This is a genomic window from Rhizobium sp. 10N414, from assembly GCF_056394785.1.
This window is the reverse complement of record NZ_JBFTIN010000002.1, coordinates 267717-278297: the sequence shown is the minus strand read 5'-3', so window position 1 is coordinate 278297 and position 10581 is coordinate 267717. Positions and strand designations below refer to the sequence as shown.

Genomic DNA, 10581 nt, shown 5'->3' with positions numbered 1-10581 from the left:
AAGATAACCGGCTGCGTTGCCACGACGCCAATGCGGCCGCTCTCTGGCTCCGTTTCTGAGGTAACCGCGGTCGGTTCAACCGGCAGCAATGATCTTGTGGCCACGGGCGCAGGTAAGCATGGAGGTCAGCAATTGCTGCGGAGCAACAACGATTGCCACTTGCAATGTTTAGAAAAATTACTATCACTAAACATATTGCTAAACATGAGAGTTGAGGAGTTCATGTAGGCATTCTCGCAAATGGGTGAACTTGCGCGGTCGGCGGGGAGCCGGCCTTTGGTTCTGGGAGGAACTTATGCAAAAGAAATCGAAAGCCCTTCTCGGGCTGGCCTCGGCGTTCATCATCTCGTCGGCGCTGCCCAATCTCGCCAAAGCCGACCAATTGACGCTCTGCTGGGCCGCATGGGATCCGGCAAACGCACTGGTCGAGCTCTCCAAGGATTTCACCGCCAAAACCGGCACTGAAATGAAGTTCGAGTTCGTACCGTGGACGAGCTATGCAGACCGCTTCCTCAATGAACTGAACTCCCATGGCAAGCTCTGCGACCTGATCATCGGCGACAGCCAGTGGATCGGTGGCTCGGCTGAAAACGGCCATTACGTCAAGCTCAACGACTTCTTCGACAAGGAAGGCATCAAGATGGATGACTTCGTGCCGGCGACGGTTGTGGGCTATTCGGAATGGCCGAAGAATACGCCGAACTATTGGGCGCTGCCCGCCATGGGCGATGTGGTCGGCTGGACCTACCGCAAGGACTGGTTCGAGCGGCCGGAACTGCAGAAGGAATTCAAGGCAAAGTATGGTCACGATCTCGCGGCGCCAAAGACCTACGACGAGCTGAAGCAGATCGCCGAGTTCTTCCAGAAGCGCGAGATCGATGGCAAGACCGTCTACGGCGCCTCGATCTATACGGAGCGCGGCTCTGAAGGCATCACGATGGGCGTGACCAACGTCCTCTACGATTGGGGCTTCCAGTACGACAACCCAGACAAGCCCTACGAGATGGAAGGCTTCGTCAATTCGCCCGATGCGGTCAAGGGACTGGAGTTCTACAAGGCACTCTATGACTGCTGCACACCGCCCGGCAGTTCCAACGTTTACATGGTTGAATCCGCCGACGCCTTCAAGTCCGGCCAGGTGGCCATGCAGATGAACTTCGCCTTCACATGGCCGGGTCTCTACAAGGATGAGAAAGTCGGTGGCGACAAGATCGGCTTCTTCCCCAATCCGGCGGAAAAGAAACATTTCGCCCAGCTTGGCGGACAGGGTATCTCGGTCGTCTCATACTCCGACAAGAAGGACGCGGCGCTGCAGTACATCAAGTGGTTCGCCCAGCCTGAAGTGCAGGCCAAGTGGTGGCAGCTCGGCGGCTACTCGTGCCTGAAGTCAGTTGTGAACGCCCCGGACTTTGCGTCCAGCCGGCCTTATGCCCAGGCATTCCTGGACTCGATGGCGATCGTCAAGGATTTCTGGGCAGAGCCAAGCTACGCAACCCTCCTGCAGGATATGCAGAAGCGCGTTCATAACTATGTCGTGGCCGGCAACGGCACGGCTCAGGAAGCGCTCGATGGCCTCGTGAAAGACTGGACCGAAGTCTTCAAGGACGACGGCAAGATCTAGTGTCCGGCTGGACGCAAAACATTCTTGCCAGAATGGCGGCCCGGATCGCCAAGACTGCCGGGCCGCCACGTGTCTCACATACGCAAAGACCAGGTGATACCTTGAACATTTCATCTTCCTCCATGGTCGAAAAGGCAGCTGACGCGACAGCGAGGGCGACGCCGATATCAGTCGCACGCCGTGTCCGGGGACTTTCCGACCGAGCGATTGCCTGGTTGTTCATTGCACCGGCCATCATCCTGCTTCTCGCCATCAACATCTTCCCGCTCATCTGGGCGATCTATCTGTCGTTCACGAACTATCGTGCCAACCGCCCGAATGCGCCTGTTCTGAACGTCGGATTTAGCAACTACCAGCGTGTCCTGAACGACCCGGATATCTGGCAGGCCATGCAGACGACGGCGCATTTCGTGTTTTGGACGATCCTTCTGCAGACGGTAATCGGCTTTACGCTCGCCTATCTGATCGACCGCAAGTTTCGTGGCCACGCGTTCTGGACGACGCTCATCCTGATACCGATGATGCTGTCTCCGGCTGTTGTCGGAAATTTCTGGCGCTTTCTCTACGAGCCGCAGATTGGTCTTTTTGCCTACGCGGTTTCGCTCATCACCGGCATTCCGACCGCCGACATCCAGATGCTCGGCAGTGTGACGCTGGCGCCTTGGGCCATCATCATTGTCGATACCTGGATGTGGACGCCTTATGTCATGCTGATCTGCCTCGCTGGCCTGCGATCCATCCCGGACTACATCTATGAGGCAGCCGAGGTCGACCGCGCCTCCCCATGGCGGCAATTCTGGTCGATCACCGTGCCGATGGCCCTGCCTTTCATCATGCTCGCCGTACTGTTCCGCGGCATCGAGAACTTCAAGATGTTCGACATGGTTACACTGCTGACAGGTGGCGGCCCGGGTTCGACCACCGAAGTGGCCTCGATCACCTTGAAGCGCACGGCCTTCGAGAGCTGGGCGACAGGGCGGGYGTCTGCCTTCGCCATCATCCTCTTCGTTGCCGTGTTCGGCCTCGCCAACATCTACGTCAAGGCACTCAACAAGGTGAAGCAACGATGAGCTCCGTCACCTCAGCCCATTCCGTCGTCGAACCGAGCCGGGCCAACAAGCGGATCGCCGGCACTATCGTGATCCTTTACGCCCTGATCACCATGATCCCTCTCGTCTGGATCTTCCTGACCAGCATCAAGTCTCCGCCGGACTCCATCAGCTACCCTCCGAAGATCATCTTCACACCGACGCTGGAAGGCTACTGCAACCTCCTGACAACAAGGACGCGGCAGACGCCGGAATACATCGCCTCCCTGCCCGCGCCGACCGGCACCTGCGACGAGGTCACCCGCAAGCGCAACATGGTGATCGCCGGTCCCTCGAATTTCCTGCCGCGCTTTGCCAACTCGCTGGTGATTGCCTTCGGCTCGACATTCCTGGCCGTCTCATTGGGAACGCTGGCCGCCTATGGCTTCTCGCGTTTCAGGGTCCCCCTTGCCGACGACCTGTTGTTCTTCATCCTGTCGACACGCATGATGCCGCCGATCGCCGTCGCCATCCCAATCTATCTCATGTATCGGGAGCTTGGTCTTTCCGACACGGCGCTGGGCATGATCCTGCTTTACACCGCGGTCAACGTCTCTCTTGCAGTCTGGCTCCTGAAGGGCTTCATCGACGAGATCCCACGGGAGTACGAGGAGGCAGCGATGATCGACGGCTACACGCGGCTGCAGGCTTTCTGGAAAGTCGTCCTGCCGCAAGCAACGACCGGCATTGCCGCCACCGCGATCTTCTGTCTGATCTTTGCCTGGAACGAGTATGCCTTTGCGGCACTGCTGACATCGGGCGAAGCCCAGACGGCACCGCCCTTCATTCCGACCATTATCGGCGAGGGCGGTCAGGACTGGCCGGCGGTCGCGGCGGGAACAACGATCTTCCTGATCCCGATCCTCGTCTTCACCATTCTCCTGCGCAAGCAGCTCTTGCGTGGCATCACCTTCGGAGCGGTCCGCAAATGACCCACCTCGTAGAAACACCGCGCCGCCCATCCCGCCCGAAGCGCCCGTTCTTCCTGCGTCGCGGCCCAATGGAAAATATCGCAACCGCGTTGATTGCCATCGGCTTTCTCATGCTCTTCCAGCCATTCCTGTTGGTGCTCTACACCTACTCGCTGGTGACGCTGCTCGCAGGCACGGCCATGTTCATCATCGTCTCGAAGTTTCCGGAGTGAGCCATGGCGGACATCAGAATAGAAAATCTCCGCAAGCAGTTTGGCAGCTTCGTTGCTGTGCAGGATTCAAGCTTCACCATCCATGACGGCGAATTCCTGGCACTGCTTGGTCCGTCCGGCTGCGGCAAGACGACGACGCTGCGCATGATCGCCGGTCTGGAACTGCCGACCAGCGGCAAGATCTATCTTGACGGCGAAGACGTCACCTTCAACCGCGCCAGCGCGCGCGATATCGCCTTCGTCTTCCAGCTCTTTGCGCTCTATCCGCATATGAACGTGCGCAAGAACATCGGCTTTCCGCTGCTGTCGCAGGGCATGCCGAAGGCCGAGATCCGCCAGCGCGTCGAGGAAACCGCGCGGCTGCTGCAGATCGATCATATCCTTGACCGATCAGTCTCCGGACTTGCCGGCGGTGACCGGCAGCGCGTGGCGCTCGGTCGCGCCATCGTGCGCCGTCCCAAATGCTTCCTGATGGACGAACCGCTGGGGACGCTCGACGCCGAATTTCGCGAGGTCATGGTTCACGAACTTCGTGAACTGCACAACCGCATTCAAGCGACGACGGTGTACGTCACCCATGACCAGCATGAGGCGATGGCGATGGCCGACAAGATTGCCGTCATGAACCATGGGGTCATCGAGCAATTCGGTACGCCCCAGGAAATCTACAGCAAGCCCGCCACCATGTATGTCGCCGATTTCATCGGCTCGCCGTCGATGAATTTCATGCGCTTCACCTCGGGGCTGCAGACAGGCGCGCGATCCGTCTCGCTGCATGGGGTCGATGTCGCCGTTCCCGAGGTGCACCAGGACCTGGCCGAGGCCGAATTGGCACTCGGGGTTCGGCCTGAGCATATTCGCCTGAGCGATACGTCGCCCTTGAGGGGAGCGGTTTATGGCAGCGAATACCTCGGGACCAATCAGGTCGTGACGATCGAGACGTCGAGCGGCGTCATCAAGGCGCGAGTTCCGGCAAACCGCAACTTCCGGATCGGCGAGATGGTCGGTCTTGACTTCAATTCGGCCAAGCTCGCGCTGTTTGACTGCCAGTCGGGCCGCGCCATTGCTTCGGCACTCTACTCGGGGGCCGAGCATGGCTGACATCGTTCTCAAGGGCCTCGACAAGCGTTTTGGCGATACGCAGGCTCTGTCTGATCTCAACCTTTCCATCCGCGATGGCGAGTTCGTCGTCCTGCTTGGGCCGACCGGTGCCGGCAAGACGACGACGCTGCGCCTCATTGCCGGCCTGGAACGACCGGATAGCGGTCGCATCGAGATCAATGGTCGCAACGTCTTGGGCGAAGCGCCCGCCGAGCGCGACGTCGCCTTCGTCTTCCAGCAATATTCGCTCTATCCGCACATGACGGTTTACGACAACCTTGCCTTCCCGCTGCGAGCGCCGGTGCGCAAGTTAGGGGCTGAAGAGATCGACCGTCGCGTGCGCGAAATTGCGCGTATGGTCCGGATCGACCACAAGCTCGAGAACCGTTCGACGCGTCTGTCGGGCGGCGAAATGCAGCGTGTCGCGATCGGCCGGGCGTTGGTACGTCGGCCCGCCATCTACCTGATGGACGAACCCCTCTCGTCGCTCGATGCGAAGCTGCGCGCCGAACTGCGCCTGGAACTCAAACGGATCCAGAAGGAACTCGGTTCTACGTTGCTTTACGTGACCCACGACCAGGTCGAAGCGATGACGATGGCGGATCGGATCGGCATTGTTGCTGGAGGCAGGCTGTTGCAGGTCGGAACGCCGCGTGAAATCTACGGCAATCCCACCAGCCTCGATGTCGCTGCCCGGCTTGGCCAACCGCATATCAACCTGCTGCCCGCCGATCTCCTGCCAGGCGCCAATCCGCCGCCAGGTACCAGGACGATCGGTGCGCGAACCGAGCATCTCGATATCATGGTCGAAAAGAATGCCAATGCCGAAATCGACTGGATCGAGCACCTTGGCGACCAGAACCACCTTCACATCCGGGTGCGCGACCACAAGCTCGTCACACTTGCCGATCCATATCTCGCAATCCGGCCGGGTGATCGAATCAGCCTCACGTTACGCGATCCGCTCTATTTCGACGCCAGCGGCCAGCGTCTGGGCTAGAATTGAACGATACAAGACACACTGCATAAAAGACGGGTCTCTCTCCATGAAACATTTCTTCAATCGCCGGGAAACCATTGTTACCGAAGCCCTCGATGGTCTGCTCTTGACAAGCAGTGCCGGTCGTCTTGCCCGTCTCGATAGCTTCCCCGACATCAAGGTGATCCTGCGCGCGGATTGGGATAAATCGAAGGTCGCGATCATCTCCGGCGGCGGCGCGGGTCACGAGCCCTCGCATGCCGGCTTCGTCGGCAAGGGCATGCTGACAGCGGCTGTATCGGGCGAGATCTTTGCTTCGCCGAGCGTCGATGCCGTGCTAACGGCCATCCGTGCGGTAACGGGCCCCAAGGGCGCCCTGCTGATCGTCAAGAACTATACGGGCGACCGGCTCAACTTTGGCCTCGCTGCCGAAAAGGCCCGTGCCGAAGGCTACGATGTCGAGATGGTGATCGTTGCCGACGATATTGCGATCCCCGGAATCAACCAGCCCCGCGGCGTTGCCGGTACCTTGTTTGTGCATAAGATCGCCGGCTACCACGCCGAAGCAGGAGCCGACCTGAAGACGGTCGCCGCACAAGCGGCTGCCGCAGCCCGAGATATCGTTTCACTCGGCATGTCGCTTTCGACCTGCAGCGTTCCCGGTCAGGCGCATGAGGATCGGCTCGGCGCCAATGAAGGGGAGCTTGGCCTCGGCATCCATGGCGAGCCCGGTGTCGAGCGGATCGCCTTGCAGCCGGTTGTCGACCTTGTCGCGACGATGACCGAGCGACTGGCCGCAAGACTGGATGGTGCGCACGACCACGCATTGTTGATCAACAACCTTGGCGCCGTGCCGCCGCTTGAGATGGGCGTCATTGCCAATGCCGTGTTGTCCTCGCCGGTCACGCGTCGCGTGCGCCTGATCGTCGGACCGGCACCGATGATGACCGCGCTCAACATGAACGGTTTTTCGCTTTCGCTCATTCGGCTGGACGCTGCTCGCGAAGCCGCGCTGAAGGCCGCAGTCGGGCCGCATGCCTGGCCACCCGTCGCCGAACGGCACGAGATCGCCATCGTTCCCGCCCCGGATAAGATATCTGGCCGGGATGAAGTGGTCTCGGCTAGCGATGACAGCCGGAGCCGTCGCCTTTTGACGGCGGTCTGCGAGCATCTGGTTTCCCTCGAGAGCGAGTTGAACCGCCTCGATGGCCGCGTCGGTGATGGCGATACCGGTTCCACCGTGGCAACAGGCGCGCGTAGCGTTCTTTCCCACATTGACACGCTGCCGCTGAAGGATGCTGGCGCCACCATGGCCTCGATCGGTGAGATTCTGAGCACGAGCATGGGCGGCTCCAGTGGCGTACTGCTCTCGATCTTTTTTACGGCCGCCTCCAAGGCCATGGCGGAAAAGGCTGATATAGCCGCTGCCCTGCTTGCCGGGCTCGATCGGATGACGTTCTATGGAGGCGCCGGCATCGGCGATCGTACCATGGTCGACGCGCTGGCGCCCGCACTCGCGGCCCTGGCATCAGGTGATGTCGCGGCCGCGGCGAAGGCTGCGGCTACCGGTGCTCAATCGACAAAGGCAATGCTGAAGGCGAAGGCCGGCCGCGCCTCCTATGTCGGTGAGAAGGATCTGGAGGGAGTGCCGGATCCAGGGGCTGTCGCTACGGCGGGCGTGTTCGAAGTCGTTGCAGCGCTGGCATGAATTGGCGATTGGAGGATATCGGATGCAGGCAGAACCGGTTCTTCTGACGGGATTGATCGAGACTTGCCGGGCAACGATTGCGGCAAACAGCGAACATCTCTGCGCGCTTGATCGGGCGATTGGGGACGGTGACCACGGAACGAATATGCGCCGTGGCTGCGACGCAGTCAGCGCCGAGGAAGCCTCTGTTGCAACTCTTCCCTTGCCCGACGCGCTTGAAAAGATCGGACTGACGCTCGTTATGAACATCGGTGGAGCGGCCGGCCCTCTCTATGGCACACTGCTCATGGAGATGGGTCGCGAGCTCCGTGCATTGCACCAGAACCAAGATTTTCCAGCGGTACTGAGGCAGGCAATTGATGCGGTCGCCCGTCGTGGCCGCTCGCATGCCGGGGACAAGACCCTTCTCGATGTTCTCTATCCGGTTCAGGACGCACTCGCGCATAGTTCATCTTTGACGGACATCGCACGTCAAGCCGAAGTTGCTGCCGAGCGGACGTCTGCCATGAGGGCGATGCGCGGACGGGCTTCCTATCTCGGCGACCGGTCAATCGGCCATGTCGATCCGGGCGCTTCAAGTTGTGCGCTTCTGACAACCGCGATCTGCCGCTATCTCGAGGAGCACCGCAGCGCATGAATGCGAAGACGCCAAACGTCGGAATTGTAATTGTCTCCCACTCGCCGCTGATTGCGCGTGGCACCGCCGATATGGTGCGGCAAATGGTGGGCGACAGCGTGCCGCTTGCCTGGTCCGGTGGCAACAGTCACGGCGAGTTGGGAACGGATGCCGGCGGAATTCTCAAAGCCATCGAAGAGGCCTGGTCGGACGCCGGCGTAGCCGTCTTCGTCGATCTGGGTGGAGCTGAAACCAACAGCGAAATGGCAATCGAAATGCTTGGCTCGCCCCGGTCCAGTCGGGTCTCGATCTGCAACGCCCCCATCGTTGAAGGAGCCGTTATCGCCGCTGCCGAGGCCTCCGGTGGCGCATCACTGACCAAGGTGGTCGCAACGGCAGAGGAGCTCTCACCCTGATGAGCAGTGGATTGCGCATAGGAACCCATGAGGCCGGGCAGGTCCATGCCAGTTGCCAGACGGAGGTCGAGGTCAAGCATGGCGTCGGGCTGCATGCCCGGCCTTCGGTGACGTTCACGCGCCTGGCAAAGTCGTTCCCCTGCTCCATCGAGGTCGCTGTCAATGGCAGCGACGTCTGGCTGAATGGCAAGAGCATCATCAAGATCATGGGCGCCAAGATCCGCAAGGGCTCGGTGCTTAAGATCCGCGCCGACGGGATCCTCGCCGAAGAAGCGATCCGGGCATTGAAGGGCCTCGTCGAGCGCAATTTCGATGAGGAAAAGAAACATGGCCGCCCCGCTTAGATTGAAAGGCACGAGCGCGGCGCCAGGTGTTGCCAACGGACCGGCCTTCGTCGCCGAACCAATGGCCCCTGCCCCGTCACCGCCATCAAGCATCTCCGGCCATGCCGAACTCGCCAGCGCAATCGACACCGCCATCCGCGAACTACAGGACCTTGGCACCGGGGCAGACCCCGAGGGCGGCGACATCGTCGAGTTTCAGATCGAGGTGCTCCGCGATCCAACGCTGACCGAGATGGCCGGCGCGCGCATCGATGCGGGTGAAAATGTAGCTTTCGCCTGGATCGGAACGCTCGATGGATACATCCGGGAACTGGAATGCTCGGAAGAAGATCAACTAAGGGCGCGTGCCGTCGATATTCTGGACATCAAGAACCGCGTCCTCTCCGTACTCACCGGAACGCCGGTCGACGACTTTCCAGCCGGATCCATCTATGTCGGAAAGGACATGGAACCCAGCCGCTTCCTCGCCCATGACTGGTCGGCAGGCGGCGGTATCGTTCTTTTTGCAGGGAGTGCCGTCGGCCATGTCGCCCTGCTTGCCAAATCCCGGTCCGTCCCGATGGTGATTGGTACCGGCCGCTTCGCGACGGAGGGAGGGCAACACATGGGAGTCGACGGTGATTCAGGTGCTGTCATTCTAAAGACAGCCAGGGACCATGCGACGTCGACGCAAGTCAGCCGTGCGCCAACAAGCACCGCACCGCCACTCGACAGCGGAATCCTGCATACCGCGGACGGAGCGCAGGTCCTCTTGTCCATCAATGTCAATGCTCCCGACGAAATCGATGCGATCCCGGTCGCGACAACCGCCGGCATAGGGCTGATGCGCTCGGAGTTCGCGGTGACGTCGGTCGGTGATGCCGCAAACGAAGAAAAGCAATTTGAGATCTATCGCCGCCTCCTGGATTGGGCGGATGGCCGGTCCGTGACAATCCGTATGTTGGATATCGGTGGCGACAAGCCGCTCTCCGGCCTCACGGAAATGTCCTCGTTGCGCGGCATTCGTCTTCTTCTAGCCCGGCCCGAAATTGCGCGTGTGCAAGCTCGCTCGCTTTTGCGCGCGGCGGTCTTCGGCAATCTTCGCATCATGCTGCCGATGGTGACTTTTCCATCTGATGTCGACGATATCAGGCAGATCTATCGGGAAGAATCCAGCCTGCTCGCAAGCCGGGGTGTGCCGCACCGTATTCCCCCGATCGGCATGATGGTGGAGGTCCCGGCGGCGGCCCTCATGCTCGATCAATTCGAAAACGCAGACTTCTTTTCGTTTGGCACAAATGACCTTTCGCAATACCTCGTCGCTTCCGCACGCGAGCAGGCCGACTTTGCTCGATATCAAGCCCGCGCAGTGCCCGCAGTGCTGCGCCTGGTGGCACATGCGGTCAAGCTTGCCGGCGGCAAACCAGTCAGCATTTGCGGAGACATGGCCGGCGATCCATCCCGTATCTCTGATCTTCTCGCCGTCGGTCTGCGGCATTTTTCCGTGGCGCCAGATCGGCTTCCCACGATAAGATCGGCTATAGTCGGCCTGAATGCCGATGGGACAAGGGCAGCCGGAGAATAG

11 protein-coding genes are annotated in these 10581 nt (G+C 60.3%); all 11 read left to right on the top strand.

Features of this window, described 5'->3' with window-relative positions:
• The first annotated feature begins 295 nt into the window (after window positions 1-295).
• The 11 genes from AC1DE4_RS04535 (at window position 296) to AC1DE4_RS04485 (ending at window position 10581) form a co-directional block, all read left to right on the top strand.
• Entirely contained in the window at window positions 296-1621 is a 1326-nt protein-coding gene (locus AC1DE4_RS04535; RefSeq protein WP_477880207.1) for an ABC transporter substrate-binding protein, read from the top strand.
• A gap of 101 nt (window positions 1622-1722) precedes the next feature.
• Window positions 1723-2691, top strand: coding sequence for a carbohydrate ABC transporter permease (locus AC1DE4_RS04530; protein ID WP_477880205.1), 969 nt, complete (start codon window positions 1723-1725; stop codon window positions 2689-2691).
• The gene (locus AC1DE4_RS04525; RefSeq protein WP_025658499.1) at window positions 2688-3641 is read left to right on the top strand and encodes a carbohydrate ABC transporter permease; all 954 of its coding nucleotides are present in this window, start codon (window positions 2688-2690) and stop codon (window positions 3639-3641) included. The genes AC1DE4_RS04530 and AC1DE4_RS04525 overlap by 4 nt, the downstream gene beginning before the upstream one ends.
• Complete coding sequence (locus AC1DE4_RS04520; protein WP_113160696.1) at window positions 3638-3853, top strand: hypothetical protein; 216 nt, start codon at window positions 3638-3640, stop codon at window positions 3851-3853. Before AC1DE4_RS04525 ends, AC1DE4_RS04520 begins: the two co-directional genes overlap by 4 nt.
• A 3-nt stretch (window positions 3854-3856) precedes the next feature.
• Entirely contained in the window at window positions 3857-4954 is a 1098-nt protein-coding gene (locus AC1DE4_RS04515; protein ID WP_477880202.1) for an ABC transporter ATP-binding protein, read from the top strand.
• Complete coding sequence (locus AC1DE4_RS04510) at window positions 4947-5954, top strand: ABC transporter ATP-binding protein (RefSeq protein ID WP_477880200.1); 1008 nt, start codon at window positions 4947-4949, stop codon at window positions 5952-5954. The genes AC1DE4_RS04515 and AC1DE4_RS04510 overlap by 8 nt, the downstream gene beginning before the upstream one ends.
• 46 nt (window positions 5955-6000) lie before the next feature.
• Entirely contained in the window at window positions 6001-7641 is a 1641-nt protein-coding gene (locus tag AC1DE4_RS04505) for a dihydroxyacetone kinase subunit DhaK (protein WP_477880198.1), read from the top strand.
• A 22-nt stretch (window positions 7642-7663) separates the two neighbouring features.
• Window positions 7664-8278 carry a dihydroxyacetone kinase subunit DhaL gene (gene dhaL / locus AC1DE4_RS04500; protein WP_477880196.1) on the top strand — a complete coding sequence of 205 codons (615 nt, stop codon included), beginning with the start codon at window positions 7664-7666 and terminating at the stop codon, window positions 8276-8278.
• Window positions 8275-8673, top strand: coding sequence for a dihydroxyacetone kinase phosphoryl donor subunit DhaM (gene dhaM / locus AC1DE4_RS04495; RefSeq protein ID WP_477880194.1), 399 nt, complete (start codon window positions 8275-8277; stop codon window positions 8671-8673). The genes dhaL and dhaM overlap by 4 nt, the downstream gene beginning before the upstream one ends.
• A complete protein-coding gene (locus tag AC1DE4_RS04490) occupies window positions 8673-9017 on the top strand; it encodes an HPr family phosphocarrier protein (RefSeq protein WP_018855605.1) in 345 nt (114 codons plus the stop codon). Before dhaM ends, AC1DE4_RS04490 begins: the two co-directional genes overlap by 1 nt.
• Window positions 9001-10581 (top strand): putative PEP-binding protein, encoded by a 1581-nt coding sequence (locus tag AC1DE4_RS04485; RefSeq protein WP_477880192.1) that lies wholly within the window; start codon window positions 9001-9003, stop codon window positions 10579-10581. Before AC1DE4_RS04490 ends, AC1DE4_RS04485 begins: the two co-directional genes overlap by 17 nt.

What these genes read in the sequence shown, in the direction of transcription:
- AC1DE4_RS04490 (WP_018855605.1), top strand. Translation starts at nt 8,673, where the DNA reads ATGAGCAGTGGATTGCGCATAGGAACCCATGAGGCCGGGCAGGTCCAT.
- AC1DE4_RS04520 (WP_113160696.1), top strand. Translation starts at nt 3,638, where the DNA reads ATGACCCACCTCGTAGAAACACCGCGCCGCCCATCCCGCCCGAAGCGC.
- dhaL (WP_477880196.1), top strand. Translation starts at nt 7,664, where the DNA reads ATGCAGGCAGAACCGGTTCTTCTGACGGGATTGATCGAGACTTGCCGG.
- AC1DE4_RS04525 (WP_025658499.1), top strand. Translation starts at nt 2,688, where the DNA reads ATGAGCTCCGTCACCTCAGCCCATTCCGTCGTCGAACCGAGCCGGGCC.
- AC1DE4_RS04510 (WP_477880200.1), top strand. Translation starts at nt 4,947, where the DNA reads ATGGCTGACATCGTTCTCAAGGGCCTCGACAAGCGTTTTGGCGATACG.
- AC1DE4_RS04515 (WP_477880202.1), top strand. Translation starts at nt 3,857, where the DNA reads ATGGCGGACATCAGAATAGAAAATCTCCGCAAGCAGTTTGGCAGCTTC.
- AC1DE4_RS04505 (WP_477880198.1), top strand. Translation starts at nt 6,001, where the DNA reads ATGAAACATTTCTTCAATCGCCGGGAAACCATTGTTACCGAAGCCCTC.
- dhaM (WP_477880194.1), top strand. Translation starts at nt 8,275, where the DNA reads ATGAATGCGAAGACGCCAAACGTCGGAATTGTAATTGTCTCCCACTCG.
- AC1DE4_RS04535 (WP_477880207.1), top strand. Translation starts at nt 296, where the DNA reads ATGCAAAAGAAATCGAAAGCCCTTCTCGGGCTGGCCTCGGCGTTCATC.
- AC1DE4_RS04485 (WP_477880192.1), top strand. Translation starts at nt 9,001, where the DNA reads ATGGCCGCCCCGCTTAGATTGAAAGGCACGAGCGCGGCGCCAGGTGTT.